Source organism: Sphingobium xenophagum, assembly GCF_002288285.1.
GTDB lineage: Bacteria > Pseudomonadota > Alphaproteobacteria > Sphingomonadales > Sphingomonadaceae > Sphingobium > Sphingobium xenophagum.
This window is the reverse complement of sequence record NZ_CP022745.1, coordinates 1,213,055-1,237,296: the sequence shown is the minus strand read 5'-3', so window position 1 is coordinate 1,237,296 and position 24,242 is coordinate 1,213,055. Positions and strand designations below refer to the sequence as shown.

General features: G+C 65.1%; 19 protein-coding genes, 1 tRNA gene and 1 pseudogene. 11 read left to right on the top strand and 10 right to left on the bottom strand.

All coding sequences use genetic code 11. The features are described from left to right. Positions 1–47 precede the first annotated feature (47 nt). Positions 48–1,895 carry an AsmA family protein gene (locus CJD35_RS05975; RefSeq protein WP_017183224.1) on the top strand — a complete coding sequence of 616 codons (1,848 nt, stop codon included), beginning with the start codon at positions 48–50 and terminating at the stop codon, positions 1,893–1,895. Between the two features lie 36 nt (positions 1,896–1,931). Here the strand turns inward: CJD35_RS05975 and CJD35_RS05970 are convergent, their stop codons facing one another. Continuing rightward, the gene (locus CJD35_RS05970) at positions 1,932–2,606 is read right to left on the bottom strand and encodes an HAD family hydrolase (protein WP_026002403.1); all 675 of its coding nucleotides are present in this window, start codon (positions 2,604–2,606) and stop codon (positions 1,932–1,934) included. 98 nt (positions 2,607–2,704) lie between these two features. Here CJD35_RS05970 and CJD35_RS05965 point away from each other — a divergent pair, with 98 nt between their 5' ends. Genes CJD35_RS05965 through CJD35_RS05950 form a run of 4 tightly spaced genes read left to right on the top strand, consistent with a single transcriptional unit; the run spans position 2,705 to position 6,293 of the window. Further along, entirely contained in the window at positions 2,705–3,814 is a 1,110-nt protein-coding gene (locus CJD35_RS05965) for an MlaE family ABC transporter permease (protein WP_017183222.1), read from the top strand. Then, positions 3,814–4,698: an ABC transporter ATP-binding protein gene (locus CJD35_RS05960; protein ID WP_017183221.1), complete on the top strand. Its 885-nt coding sequence runs from the start codon at positions 3,814–3,816 to the stop codon at positions 4,696–4,698. The genes CJD35_RS05965 and CJD35_RS05960 overlap by 1 nt, the downstream gene beginning before the upstream one ends. Before the next feature lie 3 nt (positions 4,699–4,701). Further along, entirely contained in the window at positions 4,702–5,664 is a 963-nt protein-coding gene (locus CJD35_RS05955; protein WP_017183220.1) for an MlaD family protein, read from the top strand. A 17-nt stretch (positions 5,665–5,681) separates the two neighbouring features. Continuing rightward, positions 5,682–6,293: an ABC-type transport auxiliary lipoprotein family protein gene (locus tag CJD35_RS05950; RefSeq protein WP_017183219.1), complete on the top strand. Its 612-nt coding sequence runs from the start codon at positions 5,682–5,684 to the stop codon at positions 6,291–6,293. Here CJD35_RS05950 and CJD35_RS05945 read toward each other — a convergent pair. Next, the gene (locus CJD35_RS05945) at positions 6,290–9,052 is read right to left on the bottom strand and encodes a [protein-PII] uridylyltransferase (RefSeq protein ID WP_017183218.1); all 2,763 of its coding nucleotides are present in this window, start codon (positions 9,050–9,052) and stop codon (positions 6,290–6,292) included. The genes CJD35_RS05950 and CJD35_RS05945 overlap by 4 nt on opposite strands. A 9-nt stretch (positions 9,053–9,061) precedes the next feature. Then, positions 9,062–11,713, bottom strand: a complete 2,652-nt coding sequence (gene mutS / locus CJD35_RS05940) for a DNA mismatch repair protein MutS (protein ID WP_017183217.1) — start codon at positions 11,711–11,713, stop codon at positions 9,062–9,064. Between the two features lie 112 nt (positions 11,714–11,825). Between mutS and CJD35_RS05935 the strand changes: the two genes are divergently transcribed. From CJD35_RS05935 to CJD35_RS05920, 4 genes and pseudogenes are all read left to right on the top strand, one after another. Further along, the gene (locus tag CJD35_RS05935) at positions 11,826–14,087 is read left to right on the top strand and encodes an NADP-dependent malic enzyme (protein WP_017183216.1); all 2,262 of its coding nucleotides are present in this window, start codon (positions 11,826–11,828) and stop codon (positions 14,085–14,087) included. Positions 14,088–14,154: 67 nt separating this feature from the next. After that, complete coding sequence (locus tag CJD35_RS05930; protein ID WP_017183215.1) at positions 14,155–14,652, top strand: flavin reductase family protein; 498 nt, start codon at positions 14,155–14,157, stop codon at positions 14,650–14,652. Between the two features lie 163 nt (positions 14,653–14,815). Next, entirely contained in the window at positions 14,816–15,796 is a 981-nt protein-coding gene (locus tag CJD35_RS05925) for a polysaccharide deacetylase family protein (RefSeq protein WP_017183214.1), read from the top strand. After that, positions 15,793–17,006: pseudogene (locus CJD35_RS05920) on the top strand (carboxylate--amine ligase). The gene CJD35_RS05925 and the pseudogene CJD35_RS05920 overlap by 4 nt, the downstream one beginning before the upstream one ends. Here the strand turns inward: CJD35_RS05920 and CJD35_RS05915 are convergent. Continuing rightward, positions 16,975–17,526, bottom strand: a complete 552-nt coding sequence (locus CJD35_RS05915) for an arsenate reductase/protein-tyrosine-phosphatase family protein (protein ID WP_017183212.1) — start codon at positions 17,524–17,526, stop codon at positions 16,975–16,977. The pseudogene CJD35_RS05920 and the gene CJD35_RS05915 sit on opposite strands and share 32 nt — an antisense overlap. 20 nt (positions 17,527–17,546) lie before the next feature. Continuing rightward, positions 17,547–17,638 (bottom strand) — tRNA-Ser (locus tag CJD35_RS05910). 234 nt (positions 17,639–17,872) lie between these two features. Between CJD35_RS05910 and CJD35_RS05905 the strand changes: the two genes are divergently transcribed. Then, positions 17,873–18,655, top strand: coding sequence for a DUF1134 domain-containing protein (locus CJD35_RS05905; RefSeq protein WP_017183211.1), 783 nt, complete (start codon positions 17,873–17,875; stop codon positions 18,653–18,655). Positions 18,656–18,691: 36 nt separating this feature from the next. Here the strand turns inward: CJD35_RS05905 and dinB are convergent, their stop codons facing one another. Genes dinB through CJD35_RS22680 form a run of 4 tightly spaced genes read right to left on the bottom strand, consistent with a single transcriptional unit; the run spans position 18,692 to position 21,078 of the window. Next, positions 18,692–19,780 (bottom strand): DNA polymerase IV, encoded by a 1,089-nt coding sequence (dinB, locus tag CJD35_RS05900; RefSeq protein ID WP_017183210.1) that lies wholly within the window; start codon positions 19,778–19,780, stop codon positions 18,692–18,694. A 58-nt stretch (positions 19,781–19,838) separates the two neighbouring features. Next, positions 19,839–20,369: a DUF177 domain-containing protein gene (locus CJD35_RS05895; protein ID WP_017183209.1), complete on the bottom strand. Its 531-nt coding sequence runs from the start codon at positions 20,367–20,369 to the stop codon at positions 19,839–19,841. After that, positions 20,366–20,893, bottom strand: a complete 528-nt coding sequence (locus tag CJD35_RS05890) for a ubiquinol-cytochrome C chaperone family protein (RefSeq protein ID WP_017183208.1) — start codon at positions 20,891–20,893, stop codon at positions 20,366–20,368. Before CJD35_RS05890 ends, CJD35_RS05895 begins: the two co-directional genes overlap by 4 nt. Positions 20,894–20,898: 5 nt before the next feature. Continuing rightward, positions 20,899–21,078 (bottom strand): hypothetical protein, encoded by a 180-nt coding sequence (locus CJD35_RS22680; RefSeq protein WP_167383138.1) that lies wholly within the window; start codon positions 21,076–21,078, stop codon positions 20,899–20,901. Between CJD35_RS22680 and CJD35_RS05885 the strand changes: the two genes are divergently transcribed. Further along, complete coding sequence (locus tag CJD35_RS05885; protein ID WP_026002401.1) at positions 21,058–21,573, top strand: outer membrane protein assembly factor BamE; 516 nt, start codon at positions 21,058–21,060, stop codon at positions 21,571–21,573. The two genes, CJD35_RS22680 and CJD35_RS05885, sit on opposite strands and share 21 nt — an antisense overlap. A gap of 13 nt (positions 21,574–21,586) precedes the next feature. Here CJD35_RS05885 and pepN read toward each other — a convergent pair whose 3' ends face one another. Then, positions 21,587–24,184, bottom strand: a complete 2,598-nt coding sequence (gene pepN, locus CJD35_RS05880) for an aminopeptidase N (RefSeq protein WP_017183206.1) — start codon at positions 24,182–24,184, stop codon at positions 21,587–21,589. Between the last annotated feature and the right edge of the window lie 58 nt (positions 24,185–24,242).

Sequence of the window (24,242 nt, the reverse complement as noted above, 5' to 3'; positions counted from 1 at the left end):
GCGCGGCACGGCGATGAGGCCGTTGCAGGAGGGGGTGCGCCGTGGGGATGACAGCAGGATCGCGATGGGCTGTCCGCATTGGCGTCGGGCTGCTTGTCCTGATCGGGCTGCTGATCCTGCTGCTGGCGGCATTTCCATGGGGCATGTTCAAGGGCCGGATCGAGGATCGCCTGTCGGACCGGATCGGCAAGCGGGTCACGATCGGCTCCATGGTGCGCGAGGATAGCCTGTCCTTTCACCCGGTCGTGCGCCTGACCGACATAAAGGTGCCGCAGCCCGACTGGGCGCCGGGCAACGCCGATCTGGCGCGGGTTGGCGAGGCGCGGGTCGGCTTTTCCGCGCTGGCGCTGCTGACCGGCGGGCCGGTGCTGGAACGGCTGGACCTGGCGCATGCGCGCCTGTCCTTCTATCGCGCCGCCGACGGACGCGAAAGCTGGAGCGGCGAGCGCAGCCGCGCGAGTGACGACAAGGGGCAGCGCCCGGCCCTGCGCAGCCTGACGGTCAGCGACAGCCGGATCGCCTATCGCGACGACAAGCGCGGTCGATCGGTCGACGCGGCGCTGACGGTCGACGCCAGGGGATTACGCCTGTCGGGCACGGGCGATGTCCGCGGCCATCCGGTTCGGGTGACCGCCAGCGGCGCGCCGATCGTGGGGCACAAGACGGGTGCGCGCTGGCCGTTCAAGGCGGAGATTGCCGGCGAGGCCGTGGGCATGACCATCGACGGCACGATGGATGGGCCGCTCGACATCGGCCATTTGCGCGGCAAGGTGACTGGCCATGCGATCGACCTGCGCGTGCTGGATGCGATCATAGAGGCGGGCCTGCCCGGCACCCAGCCCGTGCGACTGGCGGCGCAGGTCGTGCGCAACCGGCCCGACTGGACCATCGAGAATCTGAAAGGCACGATCGGCCGGTCCGACATTGCAGGGCACGCCACCATCCGCAAACGCGATGGCCGCACGCGCATCGACGGCGCGATCGCGTCGGCACGGTTCGATTTCGACGATCTGTCGTCCAACGAGGGCAAGCGCAGGGCGGCGGCCAAGCGCGCGAAGCTGGGCGAACGGCTGATTCCCGATACGGCGATCGACCTGACGCACATGGCGCGGACCGATGGACGCCTGGAGGTGCGGGCCGACAGGCTGTTATGGCCCGGTTCCAGCCCGTTCCGTTCCTTGCGCGGCACATTGAGTCTGGAACGCAGCCGACTGGTGGTCGAACCGCTGCGGCTCGGCCTGACGCGCGGGATATTGACGGGCCGCCTGGCGGTCGATCAGCGGCAGGGTGGGCCACGTTTGGAACTGGCGCTCAATCTGCGGTCGGCGCGGTTGCTGGATTTCTTCCCCGAAGCGCGGATCGATGGCGGGCTGGCCGGGCGGGTTGTCCTGAATGGACCGGGCCGCACGATCCGGCAGGCGGTGGGGCGATCGTCCGGCACCATCGCGCTGGTCGGGCGCGACGGATCGATCCCGGCGCGCACGGCGGCGCTGATGGGACAGGATGTCGGCAAGGGGCTGACTGTGGACAAGGACAAGATGGCGGTGCTGCGCTGCGTGGTGGCGCGCTTCGACGTCAGCAACGGCGTGGCGCGCGCGAACCCGGTGCTGATCGACACGTCACGCGCCCAGACGCGCATTGCCGGGACGATCCGCCTGACGGACGAGGTGATGGCGCTGAAAGCGAGCGGTCAGCCCAAGCAGGGCAGCCTGTTGCGGCTGAACGGCACGGTGCCGATTGGCGGGACGATCAAGCAGCCCGATATTCGCGTGCCGACCGAGGCGCGATCGGCCAAGGGCATATTGAAGATGATCGGCAAGGCGATTGCCGGCGACAAGGTGCCGCGGGCGCGCGACGCGGACTGCGAGGGGCTGGCCAAAACGGCTATGCGCTAGACACATTTCCGTTCGTTTCGAACGGATGTGGGGATATTAAACCCAGTCCACCCGCGTCCAGCCGCGGGCGGCCGCCAGTTTCGCCAGCTTCCTGTGCGGGTTTGATGCGAAGGGGATGTCGGCGAATTCCAGCATCGGCGCGTCCGAGACATGGTCGGAATAGGCGCGGATATGCGCCTGGCCACGATCGATCGCCTCGGCCGCCATCCACGCCTTGATCATCCGCAGCTTGCCCGTGTCATAGCAATTTTCACCGGCAATCTTGGCACGGACATAGCGCAAGTCCTGCGAAAGATGATCGGTGGCGATCACGGCGTCGAAACCCAGTCGCCGGGCGATCGGCTCGACATACAGGCGGTAGGATGCGGTGGCGAGGACGAGGCGATAGCCATCGGCGCGGTCCTGCGCGATCTGGGCCACCGCGCCCTGCCGCAAATTGGTCGCCACCACCTTGTCGGCATAGGTTTCGACATGCGGCATGAGCCGCGCACGCTCGACATTGAAGCCGATCATCAGCGCCTGATTAAGCTCCTTCAGCCGCTGGCGCGTGATCAGCTTGACCACATAAGCGAGCATCAGCAATCCGACGCAGGGGAGCAGCGCCAGCCGCCACGGGGCCATGGCGCGCGCCATGTGAATGAGGAAGCCGGTATAGGTGCCGCTGAACGTCACCGTGCGGTCCATGTCGTAAATTGCCAGACGGTGCGTCATGCCGTGTCCGAAACTTTTGCCCTTGTCCTTCGTTCTGACTTGCAGTTGGGCCGTTTCGGCTTGCCGCGCAACCGATATTGGACCAGTAATCCCATCGCATGAACAAAGCCGCCGATCTTGCCGAAGAAATGCGTGACGACGGCACAGTGATCCGACTTTCCGGATCGCTGGCCGTTGCCTGCCTGCATGACCTGCCCGGTCGGCTGGATGCGGTGCAGGGCCCTGTCAGCGCGATCGACCTGTCGGAGGTCGACCATATCGACACGATCGGCGCATGGACCGTGCATCGCACGGCCAGGCGGCTGAGCGCCCCGATCACCGGCGGGCAGGGCGATACGATGCGGCTGATCGACGCGGTCGGGGCGCTGGACGAACCCGTGTCGATCCGGCCCGATCATGTCCCGGCGATCCGCCGCGTCGTCGGCCAGATCGGCGAGGCGGTCAGCATGGCGGGATCGACCATGCTGGGCCTGCTGGGCTTTTTCGGCGGCACGCTGGTCGCGACGTGGAACATCATCCGCCACCCCAGCCGGTTCCGCGTCAATGCCGTGGTCCAGCGGTTCGAGGTTGTCGGCGTGTCGGCGCTGGGCATTATCGGCCTGATGAGTTTCCTGATCGGCATCGTCATCGCGCAGCAGGGATCGGTGCAGTTGCGCCAGTTCGGCATGGAGATGCTGACGATCAATCTGGTGGGTCGGCTGACCTTCCGCGAACTGGGCGTGCTGATGACCGCGATCATGGTCGCGGGCCGGTCCGGATCCGCGTTCGCCGCGCAACTTGGCACGATGAAGCTGACCGAGGAAGTCGATGCGATGCGCACGATCGGCGTATCGCCGATGGAGGCGCTGGTGCTGCCGCGCACGCTGGCGGTCGTCGTCATGATGCCGCTGCTGGGCTTTTACGCGTCGATCATGGCGGTCATCGGCGGCGGTTTCCTCTGCGCCATCGCGCTCGACATACCCCCGATCACCTTCGTCCAGCGCCTGCGCGAAGTCGTGCCGATCACCGACCTGTGGGTGGGGCTGATCAAGGCCCCGGTATTCGGCCTGATCATCGCCATTTCCGGCTGTTTCCAGGGGATGCAGGTCAAGGGCAATGCGGAGGAAGTGGGGCTGCGCACCACGGCTGCGGTCGTGCAGGCCATCTTCCTGGTCATCGTTCTGGACGCGATATTCGCCGTGTTCTTTACCTGGGTGGGGTGGAACTGATGGCCGAGCATGAGGACATCGTCGCCGAGGAAGAGCGGATCGAAACCGTGATGGAGCAAAGCGACATCGCGATTTCGGTGCGCGGCATCCGCAACAGTTTTGGCGATCAGGTGGTGCATGACGGGCTGGACCTGGACGTGCGCAAGGGCGAGATCATGGGCGTTGTCGGCGGGTCCGGCACCGGCAAATCGGTGCTGATGCGGGCGATCATCGGCCTTCAGACCCCGGACGAGGGGGAAATCCACGTCTTTGGCGAATCGATGATCGGCCGTTCCGACGATGAGGCGCTGGCGATCCGCAAGCGTTGGGGTGTGCTGTTTCAGGGCGGCGCGCTGTTTTCGACGCTGACCGTCGCGGAAAATGTCGAAGTGCCGATCCGCGAATATTATCCCAATATCGGCGCGGAACTGCGCGACGAAATCGCCGCCTACAAGATCCGGATGACCGGGCTTCCTGCCGAGGCTGGTCCCAAATATCCGTCGGAACTGTCGGGCGGGATGAAGAAGCGGGCGGGGCTGGCGCGCGCGCTGGCGCTGGACCCGGACCTGTTGTTTCTGGACGAGCCGACGGCCGGGCTGGACCCGATCGGCGCGGCTGCGTTCGACGAACAGACCCGCCAGTTGCAACAGACGCTGGGGTTGACGGTGTTCCTGATCACCCATGACCTTGATACGCTCTATTCGATCTGCGACCGGGTCGCCGTTCTGGCCGACAAGAAGGTGATTGCCGTCGGCACGATCGACGAATTGCTGGCCACCGATCATCCGTGGATTCAGGAATATTTCAACGGCCCGCGCGGCCGCGCCGCGACGGCGGCGGTTACCCGTCAACATGACCGCGAACAGGATAGGGTGGCCCAGACGTCGCCCGATGGAAGGCAATAGGATATGGAAACCCGGTCCAACCATGTGCTTGTGGGCACGGTCACGCTGCTGCTGCTGGCGGCGATCATCGGTGCCGCCTTCTGGTTTTCGCGCCTGTCCGATGGCGAGAATAAGGAATATGACATCTTCTTCAAACAGTCGGTCAACGGCCTGGCGAAGGGATCGAGCGTCAATTATTCGGGCGTGCCGTCCGGCCAGGTCGAAAAGATCGAACTGTGGAAGCGCGATCCCGGATTTGTGAAGGTCCGCATTTCGGTGAAGGACGGCACGCCCGTCCTGCAGGGCACGACCGCGACGATCGCGGGCGTGGGCTTTACCGGCGTCAGCGAAATCGTGCTGGATGGCGCGGTCAAGGGCGCGCCGCCGATCATTTGCCCGGCCAACAATCCGTTGACGGTTTGCCCCGATGGCGTGCCGGTCATCCCGACCAAGCCGGGCGCGCTGGGCGAATTGCTTAACAATGCGCCGCAACTGCTGGAACGCCTGTCGACCCTGACCGAGCGGCTGACCGAATTGCTGAACGACAAGAATCAGCAGTCGATCGCCGGCATCCTGGCCAATGTCGAGCGTATTTCGAGTTCGCTGGCGGATCGCAGCCCGGAAATCTCCGCCACGCTGGCCGAAGCGCGCATCGCGGTGCAGCGCACCGGGGTTGCGGCCGAACAGATTGGCAAGCTGGCCGCGACGACCGATTCGCTGCTGACCGACGAGGGCAAGCCGCTGATGGCCGACCTGCGCAAGAGCGTTCAGTCGGCGACGCGCAGCATCGACACGCTGGATAAGACAATTGCCGAAGCCCAGCCGGGCGTGCGCGCCTTCAGCAACCAGACCATGCCGGAGGTCAACCAGCTGGTCCGCGACCTGCGCGAAATGTCGCGCGCCTTCCGCGGCGTGGCCGAAAAGCTGGACCAGCAAGGCGCTGGTTCGCTGGTAGGATCGCCCAAATTGCCGGATTACAAGCCATGATGAGAGGGACAAGGCGTATGTTCAACCGCCAAACGCGCAGCGCCACGGTTGCGCTCACCGCAGCCTTCCTGTTGGCTGGCTGCGTCTCCTTCGGCGCCAAGCCGCCAGAACAATTGCTGGCGCTGAGCGCCACGCAGACCGTCGCGCCGGGACGCCTGCTGACCGGCGCGCAGGGACCAAGCCTGACCGTGGCCGATCCCGAAGCGCCCAAGACGCTCGATACGGTGCGGGTGCCGGTAAAGCTGTCGCCCACCTCGATCGCGTATGTGACCAAGGTGCAATGGGCCGACACGCCCCGCCACCTGTTCCAGAAACTGCTGGCGGAGACGATTGCCGCGACCAGCAACCGCATCGTGCTGGACCCAGGCCAATATGCGGGCGACGCTGGCCAGCGGCTGATGGGCGAACTCGTCGCTTTTGGCCTGGATGCGCCAGGCAACAGCGCGGTCGTGACCTATGATGCGATATTGACCAAGGGCAGCGGCACCGTGATCGCGCGGCAGCGCTTTACCGCCACCGTACCGGTCGGCGCCAAGATCGAGGCAGGCACGATCGGCGTGCCGCTCAATGCCGCAGCGAACAAGGTCGCGGCGGATGTGGCGGCCTGGCTGGCAACGCAGCCGGGTTAAGCCCGCTCCAGCGCTTCACTCACCTCGCCGCCTGCCGCTTCGAGCAGGCGGCGCTCAAGCGTTTGCAACCGCGCCTTGCTCTCGATCTTGCCGCCGAGCAGGTCGGTGACATAGAATGTGTCGACCGCGCGTTCGCCATAGGTAGCGACATGGGCGCTATGGACGGTGACCTTCGACTGGAACAGCGCATTGGCCAGGCTGAACAGCAGGGCTGGCCGGTCGGCAGCGTTGATTTCCACCACGGTGAAGCGATTAGACGCCTTGTTGTCGATCAGCACGTTGGGGACGATGCGGAACGCTTCGGCGCGGGTCCGGGTCAGCGGGCGCGCCGACAATTTGGTGATCATCCGGTGGCGATTGGACAGCGAATCCTCGATCGCGTTGCGGATGCGGGTCAGCTGGTCGGGATCATGAAAGGCGCCGCCGAACGGGTCCTGCACCAGGAAATTGTCGATCGCCACGCCGTCGCGCGTCGTGTGGATGCGCGCGTCGATGATGTTCCCGCCCGCCAGATGGATGGCGCCCGCGATGCGATAGAACAGCCCCGGATGGTCGGTCGCATAGACCGTTACCAGCGTCGCGCCGCGCTGCGGATAATAATGGGCGGCGATCGACAGGGGCGCATCGGCAGACGCCAGGATGTGCTGCGCATTGTGGATCAGAATATCCTCTGGCTCGGCGATCCAGTAGGATTCGGGCAGCCGACGACGCAGCCGTTCAAATTCCGCATCAGGCAGACCCAACGCCTGCCGCGTCGCTTCCTGCTTGGCCGCGACCCGTTCGCTGCGGCCCTTCTGCTTGTGACCCAGCCGCAGCAATTCTTCGGCGGCCTCGTACAGGTCGCCCAGCAACTGCCGTTTCCAGCTGTTCCACACCCCCGGCCCGACTGCGCGAATATCCACCACGGTCAGGCAGAGCAGCAGGCGCAGCCGCTCCGGGCTTTGCACGACATCGACGAAATCGAGGATCGTCTTGTAGTCGGCCAGGTCGCGCTTGAAGGCGGTGGCCGACATCAGCAGATGATAGCGCACCAGCCAGGCGACCGTTTCCGTCTCCGCCGGGGTCAGGCCCAGCCGCGGGCACAGCTGTTTGGCGACGTCTGCGCCCAGGATACTATGGTCCCCGCCCCGTCCCTTCGCAATGTCATGCAGCAGCACCGCGACGTACAGGACGCGGCGCGACAGCAGCTTGCCCATCAGTTCGGTCGCCAGCGGATGATCGCCGGGCAGGTCGCCCTTTTCGATCCGGGCCAGCAGGCCAACGGCGCGGATCGTATGTTCGTCCACCGTATAATGGTGGTACATGTCGAACTGCATCTGCGCCACGACGCGGCGGAAATCGGGGATGAAGCGCCCGAAAACAGTGGATTCGTTCATCCAGCGCAACACGGTTTCGGGATCGCGCGGGGATGTGAGCACATCCATGAAGGCCGCATTGGCGCGCGGATCCTTGCGCACCTTGGCGGTGATCAGCCCGGCGTCGCGGCTGGCCGCGCGGATCGCGCCGGGGTGGATGGCCAGGCCATGGCGGTCGGCGACGGCGAAGATTTCCAAAAGCCGGACCGGATCGACCTGAAAAAAATCATCGCTGGGCAGCGACAGCCGACCGCGTTCGAGGACGAAGCCGTCCAGCTTTTTGGGCCGGCGAAACAGGGCGGGGATGTAGCGCCGCCCCCTGGCCCCCAACTGATCGTCCAGATGGGCCAGGAACATGGCCGTCAGGTCGCCCACGATCTTGGCGTTCAGGAAATAATAGCGCATGAAGCGCTCCACCCCCGACCGGCCATGCCGCCCGGTAAAGCGCATCCGCGTCGCGGTTTCCAGCTGGAGGTCGAAGGTCAGTCGATCCTCCGCCCGGCCAGTGATGGTGTGCAGGTGGCAACGCACCGCCCACAGAAAATCCTCCGCCTTCTGAAACTGGCGCAGTTCCAGCTGGGTCAGCAGCCCGACATCGACCAGTTCGGCCACCGACCGCACCCGGTTCACATATTTGCCGATCCAGAACAATGTGTGCAGGTCGCGCAGGCCGCCCTTGCCCTCCTTCACATTGGGTTCGACGACATAGCGGCTGTCGCCCATCCTTTTGTGGCGCTCGTCACGCTCGGCCAGCTTGTCGGTGACAAAGGCGCGGGCAGTGCCCTGCATCACTTCCGCGTCGAAGCGGGTTGATGTTTCCTCATATAGCGCGCGATCGCCCCAGACATAGCGCGCCTCAAGCAGGGCAGTGCGGACCGTGAGGTCGGCCTTGGCCATCCGCATCGTCTCGTCAATCGAGCGGCTGGAATGCCCGACTTTCAGACCGAGATCCCAGAGCGAATAGAGCATGGATTCGATGACCTGCTCGGTCCAGCCGGTCGGTTTCCACGGGGTGATGAAGCCGATGTCGACATCGCTATGCGGCGCCATTTCGCCCCGGCCATAGCCGCCGACCGCGATCAGGGCGATCCGCTCCCCCGTGCTGCGATTGCCCGACGGGTAGAGATGATGCGTCGTCGCGTCATAGAGCAGGCGCAAAATCTGGTCGATCAGGAAGGCAAAGGCCGTCACCGACTCCCGCCCGCGCGTGGGCTTGGCATGCAGCCGCCGGGCGATTTCGGCCCGGCCGTCGTCCAGTGCCGCCTTCAATTCCTTGACGATCACGCCGCGCAGCAGCATCGGATCGCTCCGGTGCAGTTGCGCCTGTGCGGTAATATTGTCGGAAATCGCACGCCGATCGATGATCGCGCGGCGCGATCCCAGCGCGGGAAATTGCATGACCATGATGGCTATCTAGTCTTGCTCGCTGGTCGCGGCCAGTTGTTTCAGCCGATATATGTGATCGAGCGCTTCGCGCGGCGACAATGCGTCGGCATCAATGCCATCAAGCGCGGCGCGCAGCGGATCGACCAGCGGTTCGGGCTGGGCGGCGACAGCGGCAAACAGCGGCAGGTCGTCCAGTCCCGCCGCGATGCCACCCGTCCTGGCCTTGCCCGCCTCCAGCCGGGCCAGCACATCCTTGGCACGCTTGAGGACCGCAGCCGGGAGGCCCGCCAGCCGCGCGACGGCCAGGCCATAGCTGCGATCGGCCGGCCCGTCGGCCAGTTCATGCAGCAGCACCAGATCCCCCTTCCACTCGCGCGCGCGCACATGATGGAGCGAGAGCGAGGACAGGCTTTCCGCCAGCCGGGTCAGTTCATGATAATGGGTGGCAAACAGGCAGCGGCAGCGATTGACCTCATGCACCGCCTCCACCACCGCCCATGCGAGCGCAAGCCCGTCATAGGTGGATGTGCCGCGCCCGACCTCGTCCAGAATGACGAAGCTGTCGGCGGTCGCCTGCGCCAGGATCGCGGCGGTCTCCACCATCTCGACCATGAAGGTGGAACGGCCCCGCGCCAGATTGTCCGACGCGCCGACCCGGCTGAACAGCCGGTCGACCAGACTGAGCGTCGCGGCCTGCGCCGGGACATAGGCGCCCGCCTGCGCCAATATGACGATCAGCGCATTTTGCCGCAGGAAAGTGGATTTGCCGCCCATGTTGGGGCCAGTGACCAGCCATAGCCGGTCGTCCTGCACCAGACGGCAATCATTGGCGACGAAGGGTTGCCCTTCGCGCCGCAGCGCGTCCTCCACCACCGGATGCCGGCCGCCGACAATGTCCAGGCATGGCCCGGCCCCGTCCGCCACCACGAAATGGGGCCGCTGCCAGCCGCCCTCCGCCGCCCGTTCGGCGAGCGCCGCGGCGACATCCAGCCGGGCCAGGGCCTGCGCGGCGCGCGCAATGTCCGCCTTGCGATCCAGGACGGCGGCGATCAGGTCTTCCAGATGGGCCGCTTCGGCGACCAGCGCATGCCCCCCCGCCTGCGCGACGCGCCCGGCTTCCTCATGCAGATCGACCGAGTTGAAGCGCACGACGCCCGCCAGCGTCTGGCGATGGGTAAAGCCGCTGTCGGGTTGCATCAGCGTGTCGGCGGCGCGGGCGGGGACTTCGACATGATAGCCGAGCACGCCATTATGGCGGATCTTGAGGGCGGAGATGCCGGTTTGCGCGCGATATTTCGCCTCTAGCGCGGCGATCGCCCGGCGGCCATCGCCCGCCATGCGGCGCAATTCGTCCAGCGCCGGATCATAGCCATCGGCAATATAGCCGCCACTCGCCGTTTCGGTCGGCGGTGCAGGCACCAGCGCGCGCGCCAGATTGTCGACCAGCGCGCCATGGCCATCGAGCGCGGGCAGCAAGCGGGCGAGGAGCAGCGGCTGGTCGGGCTGACGCCCCAGCCGCTCCCGCAAGAGGCGCGCTTCGCCAAGTCCGTCGCGCAACTGGCCAAGGTCGCGCGGGCTGCCCCGGCCCACCGCGACCCGGCCCAGCGCCCGGCCAATGTCCGGCAGTGCGCGCAAAGCGCCACGCAACTGGTCGCGCAGCCCCGCATCGTCATGGAACAATTGCACCAGCCCCAGCCGCGCGTCGATCAGGCCCATATCCATCAGCGGCGCAGACAGATCCTGCGCCAACAGCCGCGCCCCCGCCCCCGTCACGGTGCGATCGACCGCGCCCAGCAGGCTGCCCGCCCGCGCGCCATTCATCGTCGCGACAATTTCCAGGCTCTCGCGCGTCGCCGCATCGATGGCGACATGGCCACCGCTCGTCTGGCGCAGGGGTGGCGCAAGGAAGGGCAATGTCCCCTTGCCCGCATGGTCGAGATAGCCGATCAACCCGCCCATCGCCGCCAGTTCGGCGCGGCTGAACTGACCAAACCCGTCCAGCGTCGCGACCCCGAACAGCCGTTTGAGCGCGGTTTCGGCGCGGCTGCTGGAAAAGGCGGCGCGATCAAACATATGCGCGTCGGCTATGTCGAGCGTCGCCCCTTCCGCCACCACCGTCTCGCTGGGGCGCAGGCGGGCGAGTTCGGCGGGCAGATCGGCGGGCCGGCAGGTCATCGTTTCGAACCGGCCAGTCGAGATGTCGGCGGCGGCCAGGCCGACCTCGCCCTCTCCGCCCACCTGCGCCAGCGCGACAAGCATGTTGTCGCGACGGGAATCGAGCAATGTTTCCTCGGTCAGCGTGCCCGCCGTCACATAGCGGACAATGTCGCGCGCCACGAGCGTCTTGCCGCCGCGCGCCTTGGCCTGCGCCGGCGTTTCGGTCTGTTCGGCGATGGCGACCCGGTGGCCCGCCTTGATCAACCGGGCCAGATAGCCTTCCGCGCTGTGCACCGGCACGCCGCACATCGGGATCGGCACCCCGCCATGTTCGCCCCGACTGGTCAGCGCAATGTCGAGCGTCGCGGCCGCTGCCTTCGCATCGTCGAAGAAAAGTTCGAAGAAATCCCCCATGCGGTAGAAGAGCAGGCAGTCATTCGCCTGAGCCTTGAGCGCCAGATATTGCGCCATCATGGGCGTAGGGGCGGGCTGGATCGCGATGTCGTTCGGGGCGCTGGGCATGAAGCCCGGATAGCGCCAAGCTGCACAGCAGGAAAGAAGCCTTCTCGCACTTGCCCACAAGGCGCGCTTGCCGCTAGGGCCGACGCAACGGACAGCAAAGGGCGGATGAGTGATGACCGACAAGTCGAATGTGGAATTTTCCGAGCGCGAGGCGCTGTTTTTCCATTCGACCGGACGCCCCGGCAAGATCGAGATCATCGCGTCCAAACCCATGGCGACCCAGCGCGACCTGTCGCTGGCCTATTCCCCCGGCGTTGCGGTGCCCGTGCTGGCCATCGCAGCGGACGCCGCCACCGCCTATGATTATACCGCAAAGGGCAATCTGGTCGCCGTCATCACCAACGGCACGGCGATTCTGGGCCTTGGCAACCTCGGCGCGCTCGCATCCAAGCCGGTGATGGAGGGCAAGGCGGTGCTCTTCAAGCGCTTTGCCGACGTGGACAGCATCGACATTGAACTCAAGACCGAGGATGTCGACCGCTTCATCGAGGCGGTGGAACTGATGGAACCGACATTCGGCGGCATCAACCTTGAGGATATCAAGGCGCCTGAATGTTTCATCATCGAACAGGCGCTCAAGGAGCGGATGAACATTCCGGTATTTCATGACGACCAGCATGGCACCGCGATCATCGCGGCCGCAGGCGTCATCAACGCCGCGATGCTGACCGGGCGCGAATTGAAAGACCTGAAAGTCGTGGTCAATGGCGCGGGCGCGGCATCGATCGCCTGCACCGAGCTGATCAAGGCGCTGGGCGTGGCGGGTGACAATGTCATCATGTGCGACAGCAAGGGCGTGATCTACCAGGGTCGCACCGAAGGCATGAACCAGTGGAAATCGGCCCATGCGGTCAGGACCGACGCGCGCACGCTGAAGGAAGCGATGAAGGGCGCGGACGTGTTCCTTGGTCTGTCGGTCAAGGGCGCGGTGACGCCGGACATGGTCAAGGATATGGGCGAAAAGCCGATCATCTTTGCGATGGCCAATCCCGACCCGGAAATCACCCCGCCCGATGCGAAGGCGGTGCGCCCCGAAGCGATCGTAGCGACGGGCCGGTCGGACTATCCCAATCAGGTCAACAATGTCATCGGCTTCCCCTTCATTTTCCGCGGCGCGCTGGACGTGCGGGCGACGACGATCAACGAAGCGATGAAGGTCGCCGCCGCCCATGCCATCGCCGAACTGGCACGCGAACAGGTGCCGGAGGAAGTGGCCAAGGCCTATGGCCGTTCGCACAGTTTCGGGCCTGACTATATCATCCCCGCCCCGTTCGACCCGCGCCTGATGGAAGTGGTGCCGTCCGCCGTCGCGCAGGCGGCGATGGACAGCGGCGTGGCGCAAAAGCCAATCGCGGACATGGCCGCCTATCGCCAGTCGTTGAAGGGCCGGCTGAACCCGACCACATCGGTCCTGACCACGGCCTATGAAGTGGCCAAGGCCAATCCCAAGCGCGTCGTCTTTGCCGAAGCGGAAGAGGAAGTGGTGTTGCGCGCGGCGATCCAGTTCCGCGACCTGGGCTATGGCATCCCGGTGCTGGTCGGTCGCGGCGATGTGGTCGACAAGCTCAAGGCGCTGGGCGTGCGCGATCCCGACAGTTTCGAACTGCACAACAGCGTCAACTCGCCGCTGGTCCCGCAAATGGTCGACCTGCTCTACGCGCGCCTGCAACGGCGCGGCTATCTGCGCCGCGATTGCGAGCGGATGGTGAACCGCGATCGCAATATTTTCGGCACATTGCTGGTCAGGATGGGCGTGGCCGATGCGATGATCACCGGCATGACCCGCCCCTATGCGCAGACATTGCGCGAGGTGAAACGGGTGATGGACCCGGCGGCAGGACGCACCCCGTTTGGCATCCATGTCATGGTGGCCAAGGACAAGACCGTGTTCCTGGCCGACACCACCGTCAACGAGCGCCCGACGGCAAACGAACTGGCCGATATAGCAGAAGGCACCGTCGCCGTGGCCCGCCGCATGGGCCATGACCCGCGCGTCGCCTTCCTCTCCTACTCCAATTTCGGCAACCCGCCCGGCGCGTTTCTGGAAAATGTGCGCGGCGCGGTGAAGTTGCTCGACGAACGCGGCGTCGATTTCGAATATGAAGGCGAAATGACCGCCGATGTGGCGCTCAACCCGGCGGTCATGAAAAGCTATCCGTTCAGCCGCCTGTCCGGCCCCGCCAATGTGCTGGTGATGCCCGGCCTGCAATCGGCCAATATCTCGGCCAAGCTGCTGCGCGAACTGGGCGGCACGTCGATGATCGGCCCGGTGCTGGTGGGCATGGAAAAATCGGTACAGATTGCGACGATGGCGTCCAACGCATCGGAACTGCTGACGCTGGCAGTGCTGGCGGCGGGCGGGATTGCGCTTTGATCGACATAAAATCGCACCCCATCCTGTGGCAGCAAGGAAACATGATGGGGTGCAGGGGAGAGTCCGCATGAATGACGTGATCAGTTTCGACAGCGCAACCTTTCGCCGGGTGCTGGGCCATTATCCCACCGGCGTATGCGTCGTCACCGCCGTAGAGGCGGACGGCGCGCCCGTCGGCATGGTGGTAGGCTCCTTCACCTCGGTCTCGCTTGATCCGCCGCTGGTCGCCTTCTTCCCGGCCAAAACGTCGCAAAGCTGGCCACGTCTGGCTGCGGTCGGCAAATTCTGCGTCAATGTGCTGGCCAGTGACCAGCAGGCGCTGTGCCGCCAGTTGTCCGGGCGCGGCGAGGACAAGTTTGCCGGCGTCTCGCACCGTGTATCGGCCAATGGATCACCGATATTGGACAATGTCGTCGCCTGGATCGACTGCACGCTGGACGCGGTGCATGAGGCGGGCGACCATTATATCGTGCTGGGCAAGGTCATCGCGCTGGAAGTCGACCGGCCTGAAAGCCCCTTGCTGTTCTTTCAGGGCAATTACGGGGAATTTTCGCTGCTCGCGTGACGGAGTGGGCATTGTCGCAGCGTCGGATAGGGATGGCAGCGGATTGACGGCCCGATGCTATCTTTCCAATATGTGGACCAGAGGACATATTGGGGACATATCACCGGTCCTTAACTCCTGATCCCTATTGCTGTCCAATTGCCTCCCCCCGACCGGATCGCCCATGACCGCGCTGCTCATCACCGTCGATACGGAACTGTCCGCCTCGCTCCAGCAGCGCGGCGTCGACCTGGATGACAATATCCGCCGTTCGATCTGGGCCGAAGCGCAGGGGCAGGCGCATGGCATAGGCTGGCAGATGGACATGCTCGACCGCCATGGCCTGAAAGGCGTGTTCTTCCTCGATCCCCTGCCCGCGCTGGTCCACGGCGCCGATTTCCTGACCCCGATCGTCACCGCAATCGTGGAGCGCGGCCATGAAGTGCAGATGCACATCCACACCGAATGGCTCGCCTGGGCGAAGGAATCGCCGGTCGGTGGACGACAGGGCCGCAATATCGGCGATTTCACGCTGGCGGACCAGATCGTTCTGCTGGGCCTGGCCAGGCAGCTGCTGGAACAGGCCGGGGCGCCCGCCATCACCGCCTTTCGCGCGGGTAATTTCGGGGCCAATGACGACACGCTGCGCGCCCTTGCGGCAATCGGCCTGTCGTGGGACAGCAGCGTCAATCCCGCCTATCTGGGCCTTGACTGCCATATCGATGCCGATCCGGGCGAGATAGGCGCAAGCCGCCTGCACGGTATCAGTGAATTGCCGGTATCGGGCATATCCGACCGGCCCGGCCGCTTTCGTCCGGCGCAAATCTGCGCCATGTCCGCCGCCGAAATGCGCGCGGGGCTGCGCCATGCCGCGCAGGAAGGCCATGATGCCTTCGTCATTGTCACCCATAGTTTCGAAATGCTGTCCCGCGACCGGCAACGCCCCAATGGCGCGGTCAAGGCGCGGTTCGTCGCGCTCTGCCGGGAGGCGGCCCGCCTGCCGCAGATCCGTGGCGCAGGCTTCCACGACCTGCCCGACGATCTGGCCGATCGCGCTGGCCGCAGCCTGACCCGCGTGCCGCCCAGTCGTCTGCGCACCGGGTTGCGGATCGCCCAGCAGGCCTGGTCGACATGGCGCTACGAACATCGGCTGGTGCCTGCGTGACAGCCCTGCCCGGCGCCATCGTCCTGGGTCTGGAGAACGCCATCGGCCTGACGGTCGTGCGTGAACTGGGGGAGCATGGCGTGCCCGTGCACGGCGTTGCGGGCGATGCGGACAGCGTGGGTGCGGCCTCTCGCCACTGCACCCGGTCGCATTTGCGCCCCGACGGTCCTGCCGCGCTCTGGCTGCCGGACCTGATCGCCCGCACCGGCGCGGGCGCGGTGCTGGCCGTGTCCGAATCGGACCTGCTGGAACTGGCGGAGCTGCCACCCACGATCGGCGATTGCCACATATTGGTGCCCCGACCCGACCGGCTGGCCAAGGTCATCGACAAATTCCGAACGCTGGACATTGCCGAAAAGGCTGGCCTGCGCGTGCCGCAAACCTGGCAACCACAGATCGGCGAGGATTTTGCCGCCCGTGTCGCGACGATGCAGTATCCGCTGGTCGCCAAATGGGCCAATCCGCCCGCGATCATGCCAATCTTGGAGCAGGCCGGGCTTGAATGGCTCAAGACCGAATATGTCCACACGCCGCAAGAACTGGTCGCACTGCTGGACCGCTACGCGCCTGTAGGCCTTTGGCCGTTGATCCAGCAATATTGCCGCGGCGTCGGCCTGGGGCAGATGCTCTACATGGAACAGGGACAGGCGACGCTGCGCTTCCAGCATCGCCGCCTGCACGAATGGCCCCCGAAGGAGGCGTATCCACGCTGTGCCGGGCCGAACCGGCGGACCTGCATGGCGATCAGATGGCGCTGTCCGAACAATTGTTGCGCGCGCTCGACTGGGACGGGCAGGCGATGGTCGAATATCGCTATGAGCCGGACAGCGGACGCTATTGGCTGATGGAGGTCAATGGCCGTTTCTGGGGCAGCCTGCCGCTGGCCCGCCATTGTGGCGCGCATTTCGCCTGGGAAGCCTATCGCCGCACCGTGCTGGGCCAGCGTGACCCGGCGCCGCCGCCGCGCGATGATCTGCGCGCGCGCTATATGGTGCCGGAAACCAAGCGTCTCATACGCCTGTGGATTGCGCCGGGACGCATCAGCGATCCGTTCTTCAAACGGCGGCCAGTCAGGGATCTGATCGGCTATGTGCTGGGCTTTTTCGACCCGGCAACCCGCTATTATGTGCTGACGCTATCCGATCCCCGTCCCTGGATGCGGGATATGGCGCAGATGTTCAGGAAAGCCGTGCGCGGGGGAAAGCGCTGACCAGCCGCTCGACCGCCTGCTCGATTCGGGCAAGGCAGGTCGCCATATAAGGGTCGTCCAACCCATAGGGATCGTGCAGATGCGGCAGCACCGGCACCGTCCACCGCCCAAGCAATGTCCGCGGCAGATGGTTGAGGCGCGGATCGGCAGCCAGCCGGTGCAATTGCCGCACCTCCATCGCCAGCAGCAGGTCGCCCGCCTGCGGCACATAATCCGCCATGTCGACCGCACGATGCTGCGCCAGATCATGGCCCAAGGCGCGGGCGGCGGCGATGGCGGGATCATGCGCGGCCCGCCCCGTGGTGGTCGACAGCCCGAAAGACGCCGACCGCAGCCCCGCCCTGCGCGCCACGACATCGGCAAAGGCGCTGCGGCAGATATTGCCCTGACACACGAACACCAGCCGCCGCACCTGCGCAGGATCAGCCGGGCGACTGGCGGATAGGCCCAGCGCCAGTTGCGGATAGGACAGGATCAGGCGGACCAGGCCGCGCAAAGTGCCGAAACGGGCGCGGATCATCGGTTCAGTCCGAAAAAGGGTGGCGGAGACGGAGGGATTCGAACCCTCGGTAAGGAGTTATCCCTACGACGGTTTAGCAAACCGTTGGTTTCAGCCACTCACCCACGTCTCCAAACATGGCCTGAACGCCCGCTTGGGGCGGGGCTGCGGCTAGGCGACGTGTCCTATAGCGACGGCTTTGGCGCATGGCAACGGTCCTGTTCGGGGATTTTTTGCGCTAATGTCATGCTTGTAAATCGTTCCGGCCCGGAATCGACTCAGGTGGACGTTCGTTCATTGTCGTTTCAGGTTGAAAGCCGATAGTCTGGGGGATGGTTAGAATGGAAATTTGCGGGGAGCATCGGGCATGATCGGGATTATGGGACGGAAAGGCGCCCGCCTGGCACGCGCAGGCGCGCTGGTCGTGGCGCTGGCGGGGCTGGCGCTCAGCCCGGTGGCGTCTGCCCAGGTGCGCACGATCGATCCCAACACCGCGATCGACGCCGATCTCGCGCCGCCGCCACCCGCGCGCCCCGCCCCTACGGAGCCGGGCGTCGATCCCAGCGTCTATAATGACAGCCCGGCCAACAGCGCCGTCACGTCCGGCACCACCGCAACCGGCGCACCCGTTACGGAATCATCCCCGCCTGCCGCCATCGCGCCCAGCGATTCTTATCAGCAGGACGATCTGATCGGCGCGGCGGAAGGCGTGTTCGGCAAGGGCGCGGAAGGGCTGGCGGGCCTTATCGAAAAGATATTGAAGGATCAGGGTCGCCCCAACGCCTATATCGCCGGGCGTGAGGCGTCGGGCGCCTTCGTTGTCGGCCTGCGCTATGGGTCCGGCACGCTCAATCACAAGGTCGAGGGCAAGCGCGAAGTCTATTGGACAGGGCCATCGATCGGCTTCGATGTCGGCGGCAACGCGGCCAACACCTTCGTGCTGGTCTACAATCTCTACGACACGCAGGATCTCTATCACCGCTTCCCGGCGGCCGAAGGCACCGCCTATTTGGTCGGCGGCTTCACCGCCAGCTATCTGCGCTGGGGCAATGTCGTGCTGATCCCGATCCGTCTTGGCGTCGGCTATCGGCTGGGCGTCAATGCCGGTTACATGAAGTTCAGCGAAAAGCGGACCTGGCTGCCATTTTAAGGGGCGATCATCGGCGGGCGGACTGACGGCTGGGGCTTATAACCCCAGCGCCAGTTGATCGCCCTGCCCCGCTTCTTCCTCCACTTCCAGATTATGCACCCCCAGTCCCAACAACCGCGCGCCCATGCGCAGCGGTAGCTGGGCCAGCAGCAAGTCCCGCGCCGCTTGCGCCAGCAAGTCGGGCGAACGCACCGGCGTAGCAAAGCTGCGTGAGCGGGTGATGATACGGAAGTCGGCGAATTTGATCTTGAGCGTCACCGTCCGGCCCCAGGCCTGCGCCTTTTCGATCCGGCCCCACAGACTGGCGGCGATTCGCTCTATCTCCGCCACCAGCCGATCCCGATCGGTCAGATCGTCGAAAAATGTATCCTCGACACTCACCGACTTGCGCTGCTCGCGTTCGCGCACTGGCCGGTCGTCCTGCCCGCGGGCGGCCCGGTAATAATATTGGGCGGCGTTACCGAAATGCGCCTGAAGGAAGGGCAGGTCGCGCGCGCGCAGGTCTGCCCCCGTCTCGATCCCCAGCGCGTGCATCCGCGCCGCCGTCACTGGACCCACGCCATGAATGCGCCGCACCGGCATGGCGGCGATAAAGGCCGGGCCTTCGCTTGGCCGCACGACACATAGGCCGTCGGGCTTGTTCTGGTCCGATGCCAGCTTGGCGATCAGCTTGTTATAGGACACGCCGGCCGAGGCGGTGAGCCCGGTTTCCGCGCGAATCAGCGCGCGAATCTCCGCCGCCACCTGCGTCGCGGACGCGATGCCTGGCTTGTTCACGGTGACGTCCAGATAGGCTTCGTCGAGCGATAGCGGCTGGATCATGTCGGTAAAGCGCGCGAAGATCGCCCGGATCTGCCCGGACACCGCACGATAGGCTTCGAATCGCGGCGGCACGAAGATGAGGTCGGGGCAGAGCCGCCGCGCCCGTGCGCCGGGCATGGCGGACTTCACCCCGAACGCCCGCGCCTCATAGCTGGCCGTGGCGACCACCCCGCGCGGGCCGCCCCCGCCCACCGCGATCGGCTGGCCGCGCAGCGCGGGATTGTCCCGCTGTTCCACCGACGCATAGAAAGCGTCCATGTCGATATGGATGATCTTGCGCGGCGATGGCGGCGGGGCGTCCATGGCCCGATCTTATGCCATGACAGGAACGAAAGGGAAACAGCGCAGCCGCGACCGCGACTTATTCCTTGCCCTTGAGTGCCAGCAAGGCGGCAAAGGGACCGGCCTGATCCTCCTGCAACACGCCTGCTTCGCGCAAAATGGCGTCGGCATCGGGCGCGCGGGGATAGGGCGCCATCGCCAGCGCCACTGTCTCGGCGACGGCTTCGCCCATGTCGATGCTGTTGCCGCTATAGCCGATCGTGTCGCAATCTTCGGCGTCCAGCTCCATTTCGGCGCCTTCGACGACATCCTCATCGTCAGGAACGAAACGGAGCAGGAATTCTGTGTCGATGGTTTCTGCCACCGGCTGGCCAGTTGCGACACAGGCCTGCGCCAGGCTGGCCCGCACCCGACCGCGCGCGAAGATGCTGCCATTCTCCTCACTGATTCGATAGTCCGCCTCCAGCGCATCGAGCGCCAGCAGGCCGAACCGGCGCATCAGCGCTTCCCGCTCGGCCGCGTCGGCGACGATGCTGGTGCTGCCGCTGATATGGCCGATCTGGTCCAGCCGGACGGGGCGCGAAAATTCGGGCGTCGGCAGCGCGCTCATCCCAAGTCCCCCGCCAGCATCGCATCGCGGGTCAGGCAGCCCAGCCGCGTCCAGCGTTCCCGCAACGCGCCTTCGACATGGGCGAGCGCGGCGTCGCTCACCGGTGCGCCGCGATAGAGGTTGCGGCGCAGTGCGTCGGCCATGTCGGCTTCCCCGGCCAGCGCGGCACGATAGGCGCTGATCCGGCCACCCAGCGCGCTCACCATCCGGCCGATATGCTTGCCGACCACGACATCGCCTATGCCTTCCTGGCGCAACTGGCCGTCCATGTCATCGACGAACAATTCGGTCAGCCAGACGCTTTCCTGCGTTGCCCCCTGCTGCTCCAGCCGCATTAGCACCTGCGCCAGGACCGCGACGATCATGTCGAACCGTCCGTCCAGCGTGTCGGGCACCGCGCCGTCGATATACCAGTGCGGCTGCCGCCCCTGCGCGACGATGACATTGTAGAGCGGCAGCAGTCCATCCTTGGGATCGGTGCGGCCAAACAGGCGCTGGAGGAAGGAAGGGGAGGCTGTGGACATGGGGACTATGCTTTTTTAAGATGGATCGTTCGACGGAGCACCGTCTTGCCAAGTGTCGCCCCTTGCCGGGAGCGACGCATTTCCATATTGATCGAGCCGCTGCCCAATGCAATGGCGGCGTCATGTTTATTGGGTTCGCGGGAGCGTTCCGCCAGGAGAAGTCCATGCGTCAGTTCAGCCGTCATTCCACACGCGGGCGTGTCCTGTTGGCTCTTGGCCTGGGCGCGCTGGTGCTGGGAGCATCGGGCTGCACCCGCATCCGCACCCATCAGGGCTATCAGGTCGACAAGCTGCTGGTTGATTCGGTTCAGCCGGGCATCGACAATCGCGCATCGGTGGAAGGCACGCTGGGTCGTCCCAGCTTCGTCTCGCAATTTGGCGAGCAGGACTGGTATTATGTGTCGCGTGACATGCGCGCGCTGGCCTTCTCCAACCCCAAGCCCGTTGCCCAGACGGTACTGCGCGTCCATTTCGACGCGGCGGGCAATGTCGCAGCGGTGGACCGCATGGGGCTGGAACAGGTCGCCCATATTTCGCCCATGGGCGACAAGACGCCGACGCTGGGTCGCAATCGCAGCCTGTTTGACGAGATATTCGGCAATATCGGTGCGGTCGGCGCTGGCGGCATGGGCGGCAATGCCGGCGGCAGCGGTCCGGGCGGCGGCCCGAACGGCAGCTAAGCCAGCCTGCCCCTCACTCCAGGCTTTTGCTGGCCTGTTCGGTGACATCCTTCGACAGGCCCGGCTGCGCCAGGATGCGTGACAATTGCGCACGCATCAGCCCGGCCCGATCAGCATCGAAACGCTTCCAACGCCCCAGGGGCGGGACCAGCCGTGCCGCAGTCTGCGGATTGCGCTTGTCGAGCGCGATGATGCAGTCGGCCACCAGTTGATACCCTTTGCCCGACCGATGGTGGAACGCCCATTGGTTGCCCGAAAATGCGCCATAAAGGGACCGCACCCGGTTTGGATTGGACAGAGTGAAGGCCTTGTGCCGTCCCAGTTCCTCGACCTGACCGACCGTATCGGGATGCAGCGCGAACGCCTGGGTCTGGAACCATTTGTCGAGCGTCAGCGCGTCATGGCCGTAGCGGTTGTAGAATATGTCGATCGCCGCGTCGCGTTCCATGCTGGTCCTATTGGCCAGCGTGGCGAGCGCTGCCTGCCGCTCGGTCATATTGTCCGCCTCGTGGAACTGGGCGAAGGCAATGGCGGGGCCATCCTCCGCGCCCGACGCCACCAGATAATGCAGCGCTGCGTTGCGCAGCTTGCGCGCACCTTTGGCCGCCGGTGACAGCGAAAAGCCGTTCGCCTTGGTGCGGCTGTGCATGTCGCGCCATAGCGGCGCCAGATCCGCGCCGATCCGCCGTTGCAGCGATTCCCGCGCTGCATGGATGGCATCGGGGTCGACGACCGCCATCTGGTCGCCCAGATAGGCTTCGCTGGGCAGACGGATGGCTTCGGCAACGAAGGCAGGGTCCAGCAGCGGATCGTTGATCGTATTGCGCACTGCTGCGACGACGGCGGCGTCATCGACTGGCTGCCCCGCGATCGCGCCGACGAGCACGTTGACCATCAGTTGCTGCATCGCTTCATAGCGCGCGAACGGATCGTCATCCCGCGCCGACAGGAACGCGAGGTCATCCTGGCTGCGGTTGGTTTCCACGATCACCGGGGCCGAAAAGCCGCGGTTGATCGACAGGATCGGCGGGGCAGCGAAGCCTTCGAAACGAACATTTTGCTGCGCCTCCGTCAGCATCAGCAATTCATCGCCATGATGCGTGCCGGTAGCGGGATCGAACAAGGCGACCCGGAGCGGAATGGCCATGGGCTGCTTGTCGGGCTGGCCGGGGGTTGGCGGTATGCTCTGTTGCAGATCGAGGTCAACCGTGCCGGTCGCCGCGTCATGGCGCAGCAGCGCGCGGACATGCGGTGTGCCCGCCTGCTCATACCAGCGGCGGAACTGGGTCAGGTCTATGCCTCCGCCCTCTTCCATCGCGACCACGAAATCCTCGCAGGTCGCGGCCTGCCCGTCATGCCGGTCGAAATAGAGATCGCTGCCGGCGCGGAAGCGTTCAGCACCCAGCATCAGCGCCATCATGCGGATGATCTCCGCCCCCTTATTATAGATGGTCGCGGTGTAGAAGTTGCTGATTTCCATATAGGATTCAGGACGGATCGGATGCGCGAGCGGGCCGCTATCCTCCTGGAACTGGGCGGCGCGCAAGATGCGGACATCCTCGATCCGCTTGACCGCATGACTACCCATGTCGGCGGAAAAATTCTGGTCGCGAAAGACCGTGAATCCTTCCTTCAGGCTCAATTGGAACCAGTCGCGGCAGGTGACGCGATTGCCCGACCAGTTGTGGAAATATTCGTGCGCGACGACGCCTTCGACCCCGTCATAATCAATGTCGGTCGCGGTTTCGGGATCGGCCAATATGTAGCGCGAATTGAAGATGTTGAGACCCTTATTCTCCATCGCACCAAAATTGAAATCGGCCACGGCGACGATGTTGAACACGTCCAGATCATATTCGCGGCCATAGACGCGCTCGTCCCACGCCATGCTGTTCTTGAGCGCCTGCATGGCGTGCGCGGTGCGGGGCAGATCGGCTTCGCGCACCCATATGCCCAACTGCACCTCCCGTCCGCTCATCGTCACGAAGCGATCGGCGTTGCAGGCCAGGTCGCCGGCAACCAGCGCGAACAGATAGCAGGGCTTGGGAAAGGGATCGTTCCAGAGCGCCCAATGGCGGCCATCGTCCAGCACGCCCTGCTCGACCGGATCGCCATTGGCCAGCAGGATGGGATAGCGCGCCTTGTCGGCGGTCAGCCGAACGCTGTAGCGCGACAGGACATCGGGCCGATCGGGGAAGAAGGTGATGCGCCGGAACCCTTCCGCCTCGCACTGGGTGCAGAGCAGGCCGCCGCTGGCGTAGAGGCCCATCAGCTTGCTGTTGCTTTCCGGGGCCAGTTCGACGAGCGTTTCAATGCTGTGCGCCGCGCCGGACAGCGCGATGATCAGCGACCCGGCCTCCATATGCCAGTCATCCGCAGCCAGCGCCGTGCCGTCGACCTTTACCTCCAGCGGCACCAACCCGTCGCCATCGAGGCGCAGTGGCCTGTCATGATCGCCATTGCGCGTGACCGACAGCGTTGCGCGAACGATGGTCAGCGCCGGGTCGAGATCGAAATCCAGCGCGATGGCGGGGACCAGCCAGTCGGGCGGGCGATAATCCGAGCGGCGGATGATCGTGGGAGCGGCGGTAGAGCTTTGCATGTCGGCCATGCCCGCAACCTAGGGAGCGGGTGGGTAAAAGACCAGTCTGCTTTGGTTCAAACTCTTC

Excerpts from the sequence above, each read along its gene's own strand:
- CJD35_RS05975 (WP_017183224.1), top strand. The coding sequence starts at position 48 with ATGACAGCAGGATCGCGATGGGCTGTCCGCATTGGCGTCGGGCTGCTT.
- CJD35_RS05970 (WP_026002403.1), bottom strand. The coding sequence starts at position 2,606 with ATGACGCACCGTCTGGCAATTTACGACATGGACCGCACGGTGACGTTC.
- CJD35_RS05965 (WP_017183222.1), top strand. The coding sequence starts at position 2,705 with ATGAACAAAGCCGCCGATCTTGCCGAAGAAATGCGTGACGACGGCACA.
- CJD35_RS05960 (WP_017183221.1), top strand. The coding sequence starts at position 3,814 with ATGGCCGAGCATGAGGACATCGTCGCCGAGGAAGAGCGGATCGAAACC.
- CJD35_RS05955 (WP_017183220.1), top strand. The coding sequence starts at position 4,702 with ATGGAAACCCGGTCCAACCATGTGCTTGTGGGCACGGTCACGCTGCTG.
- CJD35_RS05950 (WP_017183219.1), top strand. The coding sequence starts at position 5,682 with ATGTTCAACCGCCAAACGCGCAGCGCCACGGTTGCGCTCACCGCAGCC.
- CJD35_RS05945 (WP_017183218.1), bottom strand. The coding sequence starts at position 9,052 with ATGGTCATGCAATTTCCCGCGCTGGGATCGCGCCGCGCGATCATCGAT.
- mutS (WP_017183217.1), bottom strand. The coding sequence starts at position 11,713 with ATGCCCAGCGCCCCGAACGACATCGCGATCCAGCCCGCCCCTACGCCC.
- CJD35_RS05935 (WP_017183216.1), top strand. The coding sequence starts at position 11,826 with ATGACCGACAAGTCGAATGTGGAATTTTCCGAGCGCGAGGCGCTGTTT.
- CJD35_RS05930 (WP_017183215.1), top strand. The coding sequence starts at position 14,155 with ATGAATGACGTGATCAGTTTCGACAGCGCAACCTTTCGCCGGGTGCTG.
- CJD35_RS05925 (WP_017183214.1), top strand. The coding sequence starts at position 14,816 with ATGACCGCGCTGCTCATCACCGTCGATACGGAACTGTCCGCCTCGCTC.
- CJD35_RS05915 (WP_017183212.1), bottom strand. The coding sequence starts at position 17,526 with ATGATCCGCGCCCGTTTCGGCACTTTGCGCGGCCTGGTCCGCCTGATC.
- CJD35_RS05905 (WP_017183211.1), top strand. The coding sequence starts at position 17,873 with ATGATCGGGATTATGGGACGGAAAGGCGCCCGCCTGGCACGCGCAGGC.
- dinB (WP_017183210.1), bottom strand. The coding sequence starts at position 19,780 with ATGGACGCCCCGCCGCCATCGCCGCGCAAGATCATCCATATCGACATG.
- CJD35_RS05895 (WP_017183209.1), bottom strand. The coding sequence starts at position 20,369 with ATGAGCGCGCTGCCGACGCCCGAATTTTCGCGCCCCGTCCGGCTGGAC.
- CJD35_RS05890 (WP_017183208.1), bottom strand. The coding sequence starts at position 20,893 with ATGTCCACAGCCTCCCCTTCCTTCCTCCAGCGCCTGTTTGGCCGCACC.
- CJD35_RS05885 (WP_026002401.1), top strand. The coding sequence starts at position 21,058 with ATGCGTCAGTTCAGCCGTCATTCCACACGCGGGCGTGTCCTGTTGGCT.
- CJD35_RS22680 (WP_167383138.1), bottom strand. The coding sequence starts at position 21,078 with ATGACGGCTGAACTGACGCATGGACTTCTCCTGGCGGAACGCTCCCGC.
- pepN (WP_017183206.1), bottom strand. The coding sequence starts at position 24,184 with ATGGCCGACATGCAAAGCTCTACCGCCGCTCCCACGATCATCCGCCGC.